Origin of the sequence: Arthrospira sp. PCC 8006, assembly GCF_046480465.1 — a bacterium.
In the GTDB taxonomy this organism is placed as follows: Bacteria; Cyanobacteriota; Cyanobacteriia; order Cyanobacteriales; family Microcoleaceae; genus Limnospira; species Limnospira platensis.
Window position 1 is genome coordinate 12,330 of the sequence record NZ_PKGG01000002.1, and the last position, 16,292, is coordinate 28,621.

General features: G+C 43.6%; 12 protein-coding genes and 1 riboswitch. Of the genes, 4 read left to right on the forward strand and 8 right to left on the reverse strand.

The genetic code is table 11. From position 1 onward, the window contains the following. Nucleotides 1-34: 34 nt before the first annotated feature. Nucleotides 35-2,062, reverse strand: a complete 2,028-nt coding sequence (locus B9T16_RS00495; RefSeq protein ID WP_410243864.1) for an amylo-alpha-1,6-glucosidase — start codon at nucleotides 2,060-2,062, stop codon at nucleotides 35-37. Between the two features lie 312 nt (nucleotides 2,063-2,374). Here B9T16_RS00495 and B9T16_RS00500 point away from each other — a divergent pair, with 312 nt between their 5' ends. Beyond that, nucleotides 2,375-5,962, forward strand: coding sequence for an EAL domain-containing protein (locus B9T16_RS00500; RefSeq protein WP_410243865.1), 3,588 nt, complete (start codon nucleotides 2,375-2,377; stop codon nucleotides 5,960-5,962). A 5-nt stretch (nucleotides 5,963-5,967) separates the two neighbouring features. Here B9T16_RS00500 and B9T16_RS00505 read toward each other — a convergent pair whose 3' ends face one another. From B9T16_RS00505 to B9T16_RS00525, 5 genes are all read right to left on the reverse strand, one after another. Further along, nucleotides 5,968-6,819 carry an energy-coupling factor ABC transporter ATP-binding protein gene (locus B9T16_RS00505; RefSeq protein ID WP_410243866.1) on the reverse strand — a complete coding sequence of 284 codons (852 nt, stop codon included), beginning with the start codon at nucleotides 6,817-6,819 and terminating at the stop codon, nucleotides 5,968-5,970. Next, entirely contained in the window at nucleotides 6,803-7,606 is an 804-nt protein-coding gene (gene cbiQ, locus B9T16_RS00510) for a cobalt ECF transporter T component CbiQ (protein ID WP_410243867.1), read from the reverse strand. Before cbiQ ends, B9T16_RS00505 begins: the two co-directional genes overlap by 17 nt. Continuing rightward, on the reverse strand, nucleotides 7,607-7,915 hold the full coding sequence (locus B9T16_RS00515; protein ID WP_410243868.1) for an energy-coupling factor ABC transporter substrate-binding protein: 309 nt from the start codon (nucleotides 7,913-7,915) through the stop codon (nucleotides 7,607-7,609). 11 nt (nucleotides 7,916-7,926) lie between these two features. Continuing rightward, a complete protein-coding gene (locus B9T16_RS00520) occupies nucleotides 7,927-8,682 on the reverse strand; it encodes an energy-coupling factor ABC transporter permease (RefSeq protein WP_410243869.1) in 756 nt (251 codons plus the stop codon). A gap of 19 nt (nucleotides 8,683-8,701) precedes the next feature. After that, nucleotides 8,702-8,863: riboswitch (cobalamin riboswitch) on the reverse strand. Between the two features lie 43 nt (nucleotides 8,864-8,906). Then, nucleotides 8,907-9,833, reverse strand: a complete 927-nt coding sequence (locus B9T16_RS00525) for a glycosyltransferase family 2 protein (protein ID WP_410243870.1) — start codon at nucleotides 9,831-9,833, stop codon at nucleotides 8,907-8,909. Nucleotides 9,834-9,954: 121 nt separating this feature from the next. Between B9T16_RS00525 and B9T16_RS00530 the strand changes: the two genes are divergently transcribed. Further along, entirely contained in the window at nucleotides 9,955-11,157 is a 1,203-nt protein-coding gene (locus tag B9T16_RS00530; RefSeq protein WP_410243871.1) for an argininosuccinate synthase, read from the forward strand. 474 nt (nucleotides 11,158-11,631) lie between these two features. On the opposite strand, the gene B9T16_RS00535 is transcribed toward B9T16_RS00530, so the two are convergent. Next, nucleotides 11,632-12,651 (reverse strand): long-chain acyl-[acyl-carrier-protein] reductase, encoded by a 1,020-nt coding sequence (locus B9T16_RS00535; RefSeq protein ID WP_410243872.1) that lies wholly within the window; start codon nucleotides 12,649-12,651, stop codon nucleotides 11,632-11,634. 759 nt (nucleotides 12,652-13,410) lie between these two features. Beyond that, a complete protein-coding gene (locus tag B9T16_RS00540; protein ID WP_006617166.1) occupies nucleotides 13,411-14,106 on the reverse strand; it encodes an aldehyde oxygenase (deformylating) in 696 nt (231 codons plus the stop codon). Between the two features lie 475 nt (nucleotides 14,107-14,581). Between B9T16_RS00540 and B9T16_RS00545 the strand changes: the two genes are divergently transcribed. After that, nucleotides 14,582-15,397, forward strand: a complete 816-nt coding sequence (locus tag B9T16_RS00545) for a carbohydrate ABC transporter permease (RefSeq protein WP_006617167.1) — start codon at nucleotides 14,582-14,584, stop codon at nucleotides 15,395-15,397. A 91-nt stretch (nucleotides 15,398-15,488) separates the two neighbouring features. Further along, nucleotides 15,489-16,286 carry a DUF3153 domain-containing protein gene (locus B9T16_RS00550; protein ID WP_006617168.1) on the forward strand — a complete coding sequence of 266 codons (798 nt, stop codon included), beginning with the start codon at nucleotides 15,489-15,491 and terminating at the stop codon, nucleotides 16,284-16,286. The last annotated feature ends 6 nt before the right edge of the window (nucleotides 16,287-16,292 follow it).

The window sequence follows — 16,292 nt, forward strand, 5'->3', positions numbered from 1 at the left end:
CGCCGCCTGATAGTTGGCAAGCAGCAACAGGCAATCAGGCCCCTTGATCAGATTCTAACTCAAACCAGGCTCTGAGAACTTCTGCAACCGTCCAGGCTTGAGCAAAACATCCCCGCGCAGATATGGGGGGATCACCGTCAAAAATTTCGCTGAGGGTGCCAAGTCCATGATTATTGAGATGATCAGCCATCGGTTCTAAAAATGACTGTGCTTGAGAGCGATCGCCGTAGACATGAAAATGAGCCAATGCAAACGGACCTTGTAGCCATCCCCAAACAGTGCCCTGATGATAGGCTCCATCCCGTTGCAGCTGATCACCACCATAGACACCCTGATATTTCGCATCTTCTGGAGATAGACTGCGAAGACCATAAGATGTTAGCAGTTTCTGGCTACAGATATCTACTACCTGACGTTGCTGTGACGGCGTGAGTAGGCAACTATAGCCCATTTTCCCTAATTGAGGCAGAGAGATCGCGAAAATTTGATTAGGTCGCAGTGAGGGATCATCTCCCTCGGGAGTGTCCAGAACATCATAACAGTAGCCTGTCTGTGGATTCCAGAATCGCGAGAAGCCTTCGGCGGTTTTTTTTGCCCAGGTTTCATAGTCCTGACTGGGTTTATCCAATATTTTGGCAATACGGATCATGATCTGTAGGGCATGATACCACAGGGCATTAACTTCAATCGGTTTGCCAACTCTTGGGGTCACTACCCAATCGCCCACTTTGGCATCCATCCAGGTTAGTTGTGAACCCGGTTCTCCTGCATACAGTAGTCCGTCTTCTGGATCAACTTTGATATTATAGCGGGTTCCTTGATGATGCCAATGGATGATCGAATCTAAGACCGGGAAAAGTTCTGCTAATAAGTTAATATCTAGCGTATGGTCGAAATAGGCGCGGATGCTATCCCAATACCAGAGAGTCGCATCGACTGTGTTATAGTCGGGCGTGTCCCCTACTTCTGGGAATCGGTTGGGCAACATTCCGCGATCGACATAATGGGAAAAGGTTTGTAAAATCGTGCGAGCAATATCTGCGCGTCCGGTAGATAGGGTCAAACCGGGTAGGGATATCATCGTGTCTCGTCCCCAATCTCCAAACCAGGGATAACCTGCAATTATCGTTTTTCCTGGGGTTCCGTCTTTCAGGGTGCGATCGACTATAAACTGATCTGCAGCTAGTATCAGTTGACTTATCCAATCTGGTCGCTGTGCTGGGGGTGACTTATACTCCAATAATACCCGGTCTTTTTGGCGCTTCGCCTCCAACTCCGTCATAATATCCAGATTAGGATCCGCTTTCGTGCTGGCAATCACAGTTAGCGCGCTTCCCGGTGTCAGAGTTGTATGTAAAGTGCAAGCGTGGAGGTGGTCTTCCGTCCAGTCCATTCCTCGGTAACGTTCTATTGCCAAATCATATCCATAGTACCAAGGATTACCCGGCGTAGAAATCATTACCTCTTCTTCCCCACTTCCCTGGGTGAACAGATACAGAGGGTTAGTATCAGGGAATAATCGAATCTCTACCCCTTGTGATCTCGATTTAATATCAATCTGACAGTTATTGGCATTATTGGCATTAGTATTGTAGTGGTGATCCCGATGATTGACCATCGCTTTGATCGACAAACTTATGGCTCTTGTAGCCCGGAGTAAGGTATATTTGACATAGGTTGTATTTTCACCTGTTCTCATCCATATTCGTTTTTCTAGCAAAGCATCTCCACAAGCAAAGTCCCACACAGGAATAGTCCCCTCTAGTCGAAAGTGTTGAATATGCTTGAAACCTTCGGGATCTACTTTGCCGTCAGCCCACCTATTTGTATAAATTGGAAAAAATTGCTCATCATAGCTGACTGTTTCATCTAACTTGGTTAATAACAGGGTTCGATTGAGAGGAGGATTTAAAGCCGCTATCATTAATCCATGATAACGGCGGGTCAACATTCCGATCACCGTCCCCGCACCATAACCCCCAATACCATTAGTGATTAACCACTCTCGACATTCACTGGAGTTCAGATAATTGCAAATTTCTCGACCAAATGCTAAAACCATGTTCTATCTTGAATTTCTGTGGTGTAGATTACTTAAATGTATTATAATCTATCTTTAAATAAAAATCAAATTAATTCAGATCCCCATGTCATGATCAATAATATAACTTACCTAAGCCAGATCTGGTTTAGTTGTTAGTATCCCCATCATGATCGGGATTGTTGATATTCCTACGGATGTAGGCAATGTATTATGTATAACCTCTGCTGTTTGTGCATTTAACCGTATCCTGAAAACTTAGGATTGTGCCTTGTTATACCTCTCAATATTTCATTGTTTAAGATTGTTGAATCATTAATTTCTTGGGAATATATGCCGGAGAATTCAGGTCTAAAAACACAAGAGATAAAATCATCAATTATCAATGGTTCTCCCCTTGGTTTACTGTTGATTAGTACAGTTATTGCCATCCTAAGTTTAGTCCCTCTATATAACCGCCTTAAAAATAATCAGGAAAAACAACTAATTTTTGAAGCTCAAAATAGTGCATCAATCATTAATAGCTTTATTGATAAATATGTGGATAAAGCCTTAAAAATTAGTCAACAACCCATCTGGATAACCAGTAATACTGAACTATTAACCGATAATCTTTCTAATATTTCTCCCCAAGCCCTAGAAAATACTCGCCAGATCTGGCAAGATTCCTTGAGTGATTCTCTGACCGGAATTGCCTATATAAATGCTCAAAAATCAGTTGTCTTAGAAGTAGGTGAATCCATACCCAGAGAAGTTTTAAATAAACCGAAAATGGTCACTTATCTAACCGGAGGAATTTCGGAGCTATTCACTATTGACAATATTCCTCATATTATGATTGAGAAGTATGGGGAATTGAACGGAAGTCATATATTCTTAGTTAATTTATCATATATACAAAACAAACTCCCAACTAACGCGCATTTTTACAAATCAGATTCCCTAGAATTAGCAATTTTACCAAGTCATCAATTTGCCAGTATTTTTATACTGAATTATCAACCTAGCCAGGTGATGGAGCAACTAGGTCAAGAAGCGGATATTTTGGAAATTATCCAAAGAAATTACCAACGAGGAACTAGAACCGGAGGTCTCTGGTGTATTTCCTGTGATGCTTTCATCGCCTATAGTCCGATTGGCAATCTGGAAGCATCATTAATTATGGGTGAAAAAAAACGGAACCTCTACAGCCCAGTTTATCGCCAGATTTTACTATTATCAGGAACCATGATGCTATTTATCATGGTAGGAACCACCTGTTTAGTGCTAACCATACGTCCCCTCACGAATCAAATTAGCCAAGAAATCTTAGAACGCCATAAAGCGGAGGCGGAATTAATTAAAGAAAAAAACTTTACCCAAACCTTGCTAGAAGCTAATCCGGCTTTTTTTATAGTCCTAGATGTGGAAGGAAAAGTCAAATTTATGAACCCTTCGATGCTCCATACTCTAGGTTATAAGCAAGAGGAAGTGGAAGGGATGAACTACAGCGCTACATTTGTTCCCAAGGAAGAGGGAAAATCAGCGCCCTGGGTGTTTGAATTAATGATTAATCGCCGCCTACCTATCCGCACGGAAGAAACTATGATCACGAAGGACGATCGCGAGATTATTGTGGAATGGTATGGTCGTGCGGTTTTTAATAAAGAAACAGATGAATATGAATATTTTGTGGGCGCTGGTTTGGATATTACCGATCGCAAACGCGCCGATGAGGAAATCCAGTTACTTCAACAAATTACCCACGCCGTCACGATCGCGGTAGATTTTGACTCAGCTTTAGCAGTGGCTTTAGATCTTCTTTGTCAAACCACCAACTGGGAATTTGGGGAAGCATGGATTCCTCACCCTGAACAAACCCATCTGGAATATAGTTTAGTTAGCTATCAAGAAAAGCCGGATTTCGCGGGTTTTTATGAAGAGAGTAAACAATTTTTACTGGGTGTAAATGATGGTTTAGCCGGTCGGGTATGGGCTAGTCAAGAACCGGAATGGGATCGAGATATTTCTGAGGAATCCCAGGCGAATTTCTCCCGCTATTCTCTGATTAAAAAATATGGGTTTAAAGCGGGGTTGGGTGTGCCTATTTTAGCAGATGATCGGGTGTTGGCGGTGTTAGTGTTTTTGATGTCAACCCCGAGGGAACAAGATAATCGCTTAGTTAAACTGGTGTCTTCGGTKGCTATGCAATTGGGTTCGGTATTTCAACGGAAGCAAGCGGAGGAGAAATATCGAGATAGTTTTGAAAATGCCTTAGAGGGAATTTTTCAAATTGACCTACAAGGAAAGTATATTAGTGCTAACCCGGCTTTGGCTAAAATCTTTGGCTATGAGTCTCAACAACAACTGTTGGTTAGGGGGAAGCAAATTAAAAGTGTTTATGCTGATCCGGAAACCTATAATAGGTTTATTAATCTTCTGCAAACTAAGGGTTCAGTTTCTAATTTTGAAGCCCAAGTTTATCGGCGAGATGGTCAATCAATTTGGATCTGGCAAAATGCGCGGGCTCTTTATAGCGATCGCCATGACCGTGTGCTTTACTATGAAGGGTCAATTATGGAAATTACCCACCTGAAAGAAACGGAAGCTAAACTGCGTCATAGCGCCTCCCACGACTCTCTGACGGATTTATGGAATCGGGCATTTTTCCTAGATAAATTAAATGATTCTCTTAGGAAATGTAAGACCCTAGATAATTATCAATTTGCTATTCTGTTCTTAGACCTAGATGGCTTCCAATTTATTAATGATAGTCTCGGACACGCCATCGGCGACCAACTGCTAATCGAGATTAGTAAACGGCTTACAGATTGTGTGGATTCACATATCCTAGCACGATTGGGAGGGGATGAGTTCACTATTTTATTAGAAAATATTACGGATATTCAAGAGGCGATCGATGTGGCGGAGAGGATTCAGGAAGCCTTAAAATTGCCGATATTCCTAGGAGAAAATCAGATTTTTACGGGTGCGAGTATTGGTATTGTTGAGGGTAACAACTCTAACTATGAAAGTTCTCCAGAGGTATTGAGAGATGCAGATACGGCTATGTATCGCGCTAAAAGGCAAGGAAAAGGCTGTTATGTGGTTTTTGACTCAACGATGCGAACGAACGCCCTACGGCGCTTATACCTGCAAACCCAGCTACGTTTAGCGTTACAAGAACAACAGTTTGAACTGAACTATCAACCAATTATTGAACTATCAACGGGGACTATTGCAGGATTTGAGGCTTTATTGCGTTGGGACCACCCCCAAGAGGGTTTGATATCTCCGGCTGAGTTTATCCCGATAGCTGAGGAGGCGGGTTTAATTGTTGATATTGGGGAATGGGTATTGCGACAGGCTTGTTTTCAGTTAAGCGAATGGAAAGATAAGTTTGCGGTTTATTCTAATCTGATGATGAGTGTTAACCTGTCTTCTCAGCAATTTACGAATGATTTGGGGCGGCGTATTAGCAATATTTTAGTTGAGACGGGGGTGGCGGGTTCGGAGTTAAAATTAGAGATTACAGAAACGGCAATTATGAATGACCCGGAATTAGCGATCGCCACTTTACAACAACTCAAACAACAACAAATCAAAATTTGTATTGATGATTTTGGTACAGGTTACTGTTCGTTGGGTTATCTGCATAAATTCCCAGTAGATATCCTCAAAATTGACCGCTCATTTGTCAGTCAAATTCCCGAAGGCGAGGATAAGCGGGAAATTGTCCGGGTCATTGTGGCTTTAGCTGAAAGTCTGAAGATGGATGCGATCGCCGAAGGTATTGAAACCGCCGAACAACTCCACCATTTACAGAAGTTTAATTGCAAATATGGACAGGGTTATTTTTTCTTCCGTCCCCTCAACCGTCAAGCAGTAGAAGCATTATTAAACCATGCTCAAATCGGATTACCACTACCCAGCCAATTTTAACCAAATTAAGAATTTGAGCGCCAATAGCGATCGCGTATCTGTTGCTGAATCTGATTTAACTGTGTTTCCGATAAAGCCATATTCTCAGCTTGTAACCAATTGATTAAATCCACCACTAAAGGAACCCCCAAACCTAAATCTTGGAGTTTTTGACCTTGACTAAAAACGGTTTTTGGTGTACCTTGACAAGCCAGTTTTCCCCTATCAAGTACCAAAACCCAATCCGCCCATGCTTCCACAAAATCCAAATTATGAGTAGCGATAACTAGAGTAGTTCCTTGCTGTTGAATCTGATTTAATAAGCAGTGAAAGTTAGTAACTTGATAAGAGTCAAGATAAGCCGTAGGTTCATCCAAAAATAATAATTGTGGCTGCAACACCATTATATCAGCAATTGACACCCTTTTTTTCTGCCCCAAACTCAGATAATTAATCGGGAAATCCGCCAAACTGACTAAATCAAATTCAGCCAAAATTTGGCGCACCCTTTGAGCAATTTCTGAGGTAGATAAACCCAAGTTATACAAGCCATAGGAAATATCCTCTGACACGGTAGTTGCTACTAACTGCTGTTCAGGATTTTGGAATACTAAACCCACATTTTGGCGCAATTGATTCAACGATCGCCGTTTATATTGTAGCGGCTGACCTCGCCAACTAATCACCCCTGACTGGGGACGATATAACCCATTAGCTAATCGAAATAAGGTAGTTTTTCCGCAGCCATTACGTCCAATGACAGCATAACGCTGATATCTACCAAATTGACAAGTGATATTTTCCAGGGTTGGCTGCTGACTACCGGGGTAAGTATACTGAACATTCTCAAATTCTAGTAACTCAAATTCCGAGGACATAAAACCATCCAATACTCACCAACAATAGTAGACAACCACAACATCCTTCCCAGGTATATCGAGGGTTAGGTTGGTGGCGAGAAACCGACCAAACCCGCAACTCTCCGTTAAACCCCCGCGAGGTTAATCCTAAACAAATTTGTCGATAATTTTCTAGGGTTTGTTGGAGTAGTTGACTGGTGACAATTCCTAAACTGCGAATGGTAGTTTTCCAGTCACCATAACCGATGCGAACCTGTTGAGCGATTAATAATTGACTAGCGGTTTCAGTTAACATAAAAATAAACCGATACATTAACATTAATAATTCTGTGATTAAACTCGGACAGCCAATCTTACGGAAAATTCTAATGATTTCCACTAGGGGGGTAGTGAGTAAAATAAAATACATACAGGAGGTTAACACTAGGGAGCGAGTTAGCAAAAACCCAGCTTGTTGCATTCCTTGATTACTGAAATATATCAAGATATCCCCTAGGTTAAATCCCCAGATAATATCAGTTTTAATTAATTCGAGATTAGCTGAATTAACCACCCCCAATAGTAAGGCGGGAATGCTAGTTAACCAAAAACTAAAGGGGATGGCTTGCAATTTCAGATAAATTCCTAGGGGGATTTTAGCGTAAATCACAACCCAAATTGTCACCCAAATGGTGATCAATATTTGCAGGAGGGGGGGAGCCGCCAAACTGAGACAAAACAGGGTGGCGGCAAAGGTTAACTTATGTTCAGAGGGTAAATACCTTAACCGATTGGTATAGGCGATCGCATCAATTTGATGGTGCATTTAGGATGAGCGATTTTTGCCTTGTTGACGACCTTTATATAAGCCAATCACATAGCCCACGATACCCGCACCAATGGCGGCTTGAGAAACAAATAACAGGCTCTCAATTTCGCCACTGGGAACTTCTAAGATAGGTTCAAACCAGGGTTGATAATTGGGTTGAATTTCGCCGATGAGATTTTCGGCTTGTCCATCGGCTCCCTCATAATCTCCTCGGATAAAAATTAGTGGCGTTATGGATAAAATAACGACGGCTAAAATCATCCATAAATTGCGATTTTTGACGGGTTGATCAGAAGTTGGTGTCATGATTATTTTACTTAGCTATTAGCTTTCCCAATTTTCAAGGTTTGCAGTTCTTCTGAGGCGTAGGACTCTAGCCAATTCCAAACTACCAGCGTTAATAGTCCCTCACTAATTGATAGGGGAATTTGAGTGACTGCAAAAATCCCCGCAAATTTGATAAAGGAAGCGATAACCCCCCCAGAAGCAGCCGGAAAAGCTACGGCTAACTGTATGGAGGTAATTAAATAAGTGGCTAAACTTCCCAAGGCTGCTGCTAAGAAAATACCTAGTTTTTGTTGGTTAAATTGGCAGAATAGTTGGTAAATGCCATAGGCGACCCAAGGGCCGACAATTGCCATGGAAAATACATTGGCTCCCAGGGTAGTTAAACCGCCGTGAGCGAGTAATACGGCTTGGAAAAGTAGGACTAAACTGCCTAAAACTGTCATCACTGACGGTCCGAATAAAACAACTCCTAATCCGGTTCCGGTGGGGTGAGAACAACTCCCTGTCACTGAGGGTATTTTCAGGGCTGACAGGACAAAAGTAAAGGCTCCGGCTAGGGCAATTAATAGCTTTAATTCGGGGTTTTTTTTGGTGATTTTGGTGAGTTTTTGTAAACCAATTACCCAGAAAGGGATGATTAACACCCACCAAAAAACCGCCCAGGTAATAGGTAAAAAACCTTCCATAATGTGCATTGCTTGAGCTGGAGTGGCTGCACCTATTACCAAATAAAATGTTAACCCAATCATGGCGATTAGGTGTATCATTCGATGATTTTTGCTCATCTGTACCTCGCAGATTTGTGAGTGAGAAATAACTATAGGCGGGCATCCTGACTCACAGATTGGGTGGAAAAATTTGCCTTAAATCTGATTACAGTTGCGGGACAGTGCCGGATTTACACCGAACTTTCCCCATTACTCCTAGTGGCTGTTCCCCACTAGAACCTATAGTTTTGGTTATTATACCATGTGTAGGTCAATAGTGAACCAAGCTGGCAAATATTTAATTAAGTATGCTCTCGGCTGGCCCAATATTGTTGTACGGCTTGCACATTATACCAATTCAAAAAAATCCGAGAAATTTCTAAGGCTAATTGAGACTGACCACGATTAATTAACCACTGTAAAAAATGCGCCATTGTCCTTTCATTAAGTTGACCTCTGAGGGATAAAATCCCCCAGAGTATCCGATGCAAAATTGTCATTTGAATCATCATTTTTACTGACCATGTAGGATGTTTTTGGTAGAAAACTACCCCCATTCTGCCCCTTTGTTTTTCCTTTTCAATTAGGGCGGGTATTTGTTCTAAGCTAAAGGGTGGATGCCAATGATATCCGACGGCGGCGGGGCATTTGATTAATTTTAAGCCTAATTTTTTGAGCCTAACTCCTAGTTYGAGGTCTTCCCAACCATAAAGCTGAAATTGAGGGTCAAATAATCCGGCTTCGATTAACCAATGGCGGGCGATCGCCACATTTCCAGTAGCAAAATAAGCGGCGGAAAAATCGGTAATTTTATAGGGTTCTGTGGTGGGATGTTCAAAATTGCAGGTATTGACAACTCGACCATAGGTAAAGATGCGATCGCTTTTTTGAGAGTTGGCAATTAATGCCCTAGCGTGAGCCTCCAGAAAGCTATCAGTTACCACCAAATCACTATCGATAAAAACAATAATCTCTCCCCTAGCCTGTTCAACTCCCAAATTTCGCGCCGCCGCCGGTCCCTGGTGGTCTTGCTGGTAAATGCGAAGATGGGGAAATGCGCCCTGATGAGTGGCCAACCATTCCACAGTCCCATCAGTGGAACCGTCATCGACTAACACCACCTCTAAACCCGTCACGGCGGCGCTATAGGCTTGATTTTCTAATGCTCTCAGACACTTCTGTAAAATCGGTAAACGGTTATAGGTGGGGATAACAACGCTAAAAAACATAGATTTTGGGGGACAGTTGGCGATGCTCTGAAACTATAACCTAATTGTTACCCGTTCACTGTTAAATCGTGGCGATTGGGGTGATAATGAAATGTTTGTTGTCTAGGAGCTTTGGTAGATTATGGGTCGCGCTGAAAAAGCTGTACTTGCCTACTCTGGTGGTGTAGATACCTCCGTCTGTATTCCTTACCTCAAAAACGAGTTTGGGGTAGCTGAAGTAATTACTGTGGCGGTTGACTTGGGACAAGGTGATGAACTAGGACCAGTGAAACAAAAGGCCCTCGACTCTGGCGCGAGTGAGTCTTTAGTGATTGATGTACAACAGCGATTTGTCCAGGAGTTTGCTTTTCCGGCTATTCAAGCCAATGCTTTGTATGAGAATCGCTATCCCCTGGCTACGGCTTTAGCACGTCCTTTGATTGCTCAGATTTTGGTGGAAGTTGCCGAAAAATACGGAGCAGATGCGATCGCTCACGGTTGCACGGGAAAAGGCAATGATCAGGTCCGCTTTGATGTGTCTATCGGCGCTCTCAACCCTAATATTAAGATTTTGGCTCCGGCTAGGGAATGGGGTATGAGTCGGGAAGAGACGATCGCCTATGGGGAAAAATGTGGCATTTCCTTCCCGGTTAAAAAGTCTTCCCCCTACAGTCTCGATCGCAACTTGCTTGGTATGGCGATCGAAGCTGGACCACTCGAAGATCCCTGGGTTGAACCCCCAGAGGATATTTATGGGATGACTAAAGCGATCGCTGATACTCCTGACGAGCCCGAATATGTAGAAATTGGCTTCCAAGCTGGCATTCCTGTTAGCCTCAATGGGGAAGCACTCAACGGGGTTGACCTGATCTCTCGCTTAAATGCGATCGCCGGAAACCACGGTATCGGACGCATTGATATGATCGAGAATCGTTTGGTAGGCATTAAATCTCGGGAAGTTTACGAATCCCCTGCCATGGTTGTACTCATTCAGGCTCACCGAGATCTTGAAAGTCTGGTTCTCACTTCTGATGTCACCCGCTATAAACGCGCCATTGAGGAAACCTATAGCCAAATTGTCTATAATGGCCTCTGGTTTAGTCCCCTCAAAGGTGCGATCGATGCCTTTATCAAACAAACTCAAGAACGGGTCAGCGGCACTGTACGGGTCAAACTGTTTAAAGGCAATTGCAACATTGTCGGCCGCAAGTCTGACAAATCCCTCTACAGCCTTGACCTGGCTACTTACGGCTCTGAAGATGTATTTGACCACAAAGCCGCCGAAGGATTTATCTATGTTTGGGGTCTTCCCACTCGCGTTTGGTCTGAAAAAATGAGAGATTAACCCTTTAATTCTCAACTATCGGGGCGGGTTCTACCGTTAATGAACTGCCCCACCCCCTGCCCCTACTTGTCGAATTTTATATAAGTTTTGCTAATTCATACAACCAAATATATTTTTTTTTCCAAAGATTGTTAAGAATTAATACAATTTTATTGCCAATTTCTCGCAAAAAGTTGACGAGATTATAGGGGTTGTGGTAAGCTGGGAGAAATTGCACCCAAGGGCTTACTGTGCCTATATGCAAAAATACAGCCGGAAACCCTGATTATCTCGCGGTTAAAGTTATTCTGCCAGCAAAAAATAAAATTCACGATGCACGAGTTTTTGACGAAAATGCCCCCACTATTTTTATCACCCTTGACAAAAACCATATTTTGTGCATTCCCCCCAAAAGCCACAAGTAATAATCAGATCCTCACCCGAAATTGCCAGGTCAACAGAGTTTGAGAAGAGCGGGTGAGGAGGGGGAAAGAATTATAACATCAGTGGCTTAAAACCATGTTTAATAGACATCCGACCAATCATATCCATTTTATCCAAAGTGATTTGATTTCGGCCCCAAGAAAAATTGGTATATATAGCCTCAAACTCCAATAACATAGATTCCGCAAAACAGGCGAATAGCTGGCGACCGGGAACATTCATATTGACAATTTTCATGATTTTCCAGTCAATATCTAAAGCGTGTTCCACAATGCCCCCAGACAGGACATGAACACCAGGGCTTTGCACCTTCGTGGCTAAATTTTTAGGATAGCCGCCATCAATCAACAAACAGGGTTTTTTCAAAACCTCCGGGTCAATTTCCACCCCCTGGGGCATACTAGCGACCCAAACCACAATATCAGCCTTGGGTAATGCTTCATCTAAGGCCATAATTTTACCCCGTCCCAATTCAGCTTGGAGGTTTTGGAGTCTTTGGCGATCGCGAGCAATCAATAGTATTTCAGCCACATCAAGTCTGCCATTTAGCCACCGACAAACCGCACTCCCAATATCTCCGGTAGCACCACAAACCGCCACAGTAGCCTTAGATAAATCTATTCCCAATTTCGGTGCGGCTTGTTCGACTTGACGGCAAATAATATAAGCCGTGTGTGTGTTTCCGGTAGTGAAGCGCTCAAACTCCAACTTAATGTTGCGAATTCTACCCAGTTGATCCAAATTAAATCTCTCCAAAATAATCGAAGAAAACCCCCCCAAAGCCGTAATATTAATGCCATTTTTTTGAGCATGAGCCATAGCATTAATAATTTTGCGAGTAGCAGCTTTCATGCGGTTAGTAGCCAACATTTCGGGTAAGAAGCAAGACTCTACATACCTACCCTCAATTACCTGACCCGTAATACTTGTTACCTTAAGATCCTCAACAATTACGGGTGGTGCGCTGCACCAAAAATCCAGACCTTGATCAGCATATTCTGCATAACCCAAATCCCGAGCCACAACCTGGGCGTGTTCCAAACTGGTAAGATGACCGATGAGACCAAACATGATTCGATTGAGTTATTTAGTTATTTTTAGTTAACATCCTCTTGGGGGAGGCTATTCTATTTACCGATCTCCCGGCAAAAATATGGGAGTCGATGCCGGATATAGAAATTAATTTTACCTGCAAAGGAGCAGGTTGGCTTGTGACTTTATCCTTAATCTCATCACCAACCTGCCCATAGTGCCAGCAATTCAGAATGAAGCCCTCCCCACCTGCGAGGGCGCGAGGTGGGAGTGTCTTATGGTAATCCCGGACTCGCCTGAGTCCAAATATCACACAAACAAGCCCAGCTTCTAGGCGAACCTCCAGAACATTTGCGCGAGCCCTCCTCACCGTCATTTCTGCGAGTGAGCTTCAGCATTCCTCTCGGCAATATCTTGACTTCCATTCAGGTCGCAGTTATAGCGCTTCCCATGGGAAAATACAGCCAGAGCATAGTTTTTTGAGTCTCGTTTCACCATCCTAGACCCATCGTAAGCCAGTTTTGATGCTGACCTGCCCAATGGCGCTGATGGCCGCTCTGCGGTAGTAGCTAGGGAACTTGTAGAATATCCTATCGATGGACGGGTATTTCACGACAGGACGTTTAGCTGTTGCGTGGATTAAACGCTCTAGGGCTGGGATTTGTTGCTCAGAGGATCAGGCTATGACGATTAAGACCGTGGCGATCGCAGACCGCCACCTGTTCAGCGGTTCGGCTGCGCTCACCGACAGCACCGACAGCACCGACCGTTTTTGTTCAAAATCTCAACCTGACTGAGTTAAACTCCTGCCAAGCCATAAGCAGACATCCGCATAATATCGCGGGTAGTGAAACCAATATTGCTCAGAGCTTCCCCATAGGCAATCATGAAGTCCTCAATTAAGGCTTCTTTCTCCATTCCCAGGATACTGGCATCTTTTTCCACCTGGTTAAGCATTTTCCAGACCAGGGGTAAGTTTTGGCGGTTAGCTTCTTCTAATTCAGCTTTGGACTCTTCAAAGTGAGCTTTCAGCCACTCCTCGCCAAAGTTCAGATGCTCGTACTCATCTTTAACCACGCCTTCGGTAATTTTGCGAGCAAAGGGATCAGCCACCGGGATATAGATGTTGTAAGCAGCGATCGCAAAACTTTCAATAATTAAAGATTGGATCAGCAAACAAGTGACCAACTTACCTTCAGCCGCCGCCTTTTGGAAGTTACCATGCAGTTGAGCAAAGAACTCACGGCCAAAGTCCATGTCGGGGCTAACTTCCAGGTTGCGACCACAAGCCTGAAACCCTTTCATGTGACGCTTTTCCATTTTCGACAGACGAATCAACTCTTCCCGTTCTTCCGGCAGCATTTCACCCAGTTTGATGTAATTATCAGATGCTTCTTGCTCACCTTCAATTACGATCGCATTAATCCGGCTATAGGCATCTTTATAGGTTTCGTTCTGAAAGTCTAGTTCAGCAATTGTTTCAAGCTGTGGCATAAATTAAATTTCTCCTGGTAACAAACAAATGAGCTGTTTTTGACGCTCCCACCCTTATTAGCAGTGGAATTCTTGGTTCAGTGATATCACTTACACATCCAACTCGAAAGCCAGATATCCAGAGGTAGATATCTCCCCAAGCGTTTTGCTCTCATGTCCGAGAACCTGTTTCGATCTGCCTGACCGTACAGTGGGGGTCAAAATTCTGCTATTTTTATGGCTTGCTTCCCCCATCAATGGCCATTACACTGAGAATCCAGATACAGAATTATGGCATCTGACTCACTCAATGGCCTTTAGCATCAGCAAGCATTAGGATCTTTATAGTTTACTTTATCTATTTATTCCAGGAATTGACCAACTTTGTCGTATTTTCTAAGATTAGTTCCTGACACACCCAGTTAAACTTAATAATCATGGCATTTTTGATAAGTTTATCTTAATCCAATTTTCGATCGCTCTTTAACTCAACTTTATGAAAAAATCTGTAAACTGGAATACTTTTTTTCAGGTGCTAACCCTGTTGTTGTTACTGGTGGGGGCGGGAATTGTCCTGCTGCCCCTAGTGATCGTAGTGTTCACCTCCCTATCAGAACCTAGCGCCGCCGATAGTTCTCAGCTTACCCTGGCAAACTACCAACAGGCATGGCAGCGGGGTAGCTTTCTGTTAGCCTTCGCTAATTCCACCTTTGTCGCCTTATCTGTAACCGCCTTTCAGGTGATCACCTCAGCCCTAGCGGGTTATGCCCTAGCGCGACTCAAATTTCGCGGCCGACAGGCGATCGTCTTAGTAGTCTTGGCGACCTTGGTAATTCCCTTTCAATTGTTAGTAGTTCCCATTTTTCTCGTCCTCAAATGGGGTCATTTACTCAACTCCTACTGGGCCTTAATCCTACCCACAGCCGTCAATGGCTTCGGGATTTTTCTGTTACGCCAATATTTCATCACCATTCCCTTAGCCTTAGAGGAAGCGGCCACCATTGACGGGGCCAACCGCTGGCAAATTCTCACCCAGATCATGCTACCCCTAGCCCGTCCCGCCCTGGTAACCCTGTTTCTATTTACCTTCATTGGCGAATGGAATGATTTATTCAAGCCCTTAGTATTTACCACCCGACCCGAGTTAAGAACCGTACAACTAGCTTTAGCCGAATTTCAGGAACAGTTTACCAGCAGTTGGCAACTACTAATGGCCGCCGTAGTTATTGCCACTGTCCCCGTGGTGATCTTATTCCTGTTGGGTCAGCGACAGTTCATCCGAGGCATTGCTACCACAGGAATTAAAAATTAACCCCTCAGCAATTGACAATGGTTTGGCGATCGGGTTTGATGAGAAGAGGAGAAACAGATGAGCAGCCGATGTTCTGGTGAGGCAAATACGGATGTTGAAACGATTGCGAGTTCTGATCATCATGGGTTTAGTTTCCCTGATGCTGGGGGGATGTGTTCACTCCGATATAGGGATTGAATTTTCTGATCAGACCCACGGCAAAATTGTCCAGCATATCCGGTTAGCCGAAGAAGTGACTAACTTAGGGTCAGACGCTTTAGATGAGTGGCTTCCGAGTCTACGTCGTCGCGCCAAACTTCTCAACGGTAAAGCTAAACAATTGTCCAATCAGGAGATTGAAGTTACTATCCCCTTTTACAATGGGGCAGATTTACAGAAAAAATTTAGCGCCTTTTTTAACCCCATCACTCCCCCCTCTAGCCGATCGCTTCCGGCTACAGAAGGGCAACTACCACAATTTGCCTCAGATTTGCGCTTAAAGCAAAATAACTTAATATTTGCTCTGCGTAATCGGATTAACCTAGAATTAGACCTAACATCCCTAGCCCTAGTAGCCAGCGAGGATAACGTTATTGTTGGGGCCGAAAACCTGATCGACCTAGAATTTAGGCTGATTACCCCTTGGGGAGCGCGGGTGATAGCTGACGGCAACCCCGACTCTGACTCCAACCCGACCACAGAAGAAAACGGCAAGTTGGTAGTATGGACTCTCCAACCTGGGGAGATTAACCGACTAGAAGCCATTTTCTGGGTTCCTAGTCCTGTCGGCATTGGCACAGCCATCATTGTCCTGTTCGCATATTTTGGCTTCCTGCTGAAGTATCGACTGTTATCACCCACTACCACACCAGCCGCCAACAATAATCAACCCGTTACCTCAGATAACTAAAAATGG

Excerpts from the sequence above, each read along its gene's own strand:
- B9T16_RS00495 (WP_410243864.1), bottom strand. The coding sequence starts at position 2,062 with ATGGTTTTAGCATTTGGTCGAGAAATTTGCAATTATCTGAACTCCAGT.
- B9T16_RS00505 (WP_410243866.1), bottom strand. The coding sequence starts at position 6,819 with ATGTCCTCGGAATTTGAGTTACTAGAATTTGAGAATGTTCAGTATACT.
- cbiQ (WP_410243867.1), bottom strand. The coding sequence starts at position 7,606 with ATGCACCATCAAATTGATGCGATCGCCTATACCAATCGGTTAAGGTAT.
- B9T16_RS00515 (WP_410243868.1), bottom strand. The coding sequence starts at position 7,915 with ATGACACCAACTTCTGATCAACCCGTCAAAAATCGCAATTTATGGATG.
- B9T16_RS00520 (WP_410243869.1), bottom strand. The coding sequence starts at position 8,682 with ATGAGCAAAAATCATCGAATGATACACCTAATCGCCATGATTGGGTTA.
- B9T16_RS00530 (WP_410243871.1), top strand. The coding sequence starts at position 9,955 with ATGGGTCGCGCTGAAAAAGCTGTACTTGCCTACTCTGGTGGTGTAGAT.
- B9T16_RS00535 (WP_410243872.1), bottom strand. The coding sequence starts at position 12,651 with ATGTTTGGTCTCATCGGTCATCTTACCAGTTTGGAACACGCCCAGGTT.
- B9T16_RS00540 (WP_006617166.1), bottom strand. The coding sequence starts at position 14,106 with ATGCCACAGCTTGAAACAATTGCTGAACTAGACTTTCAGAACGAAACC.
- B9T16_RS00545 (WP_006617167.1), top strand. The coding sequence starts at position 14,582 with ATGAAAAAATCTGTAAACTGGAATACTTTTTTTCAGGTGCTAACCCTG.
- B9T16_RS00550 (WP_006617168.1), top strand. The coding sequence starts at position 15,489 with ATGTTGAAACGATTGCGAGTTCTGATCATCATGGGTTTAGTTTCCCTG.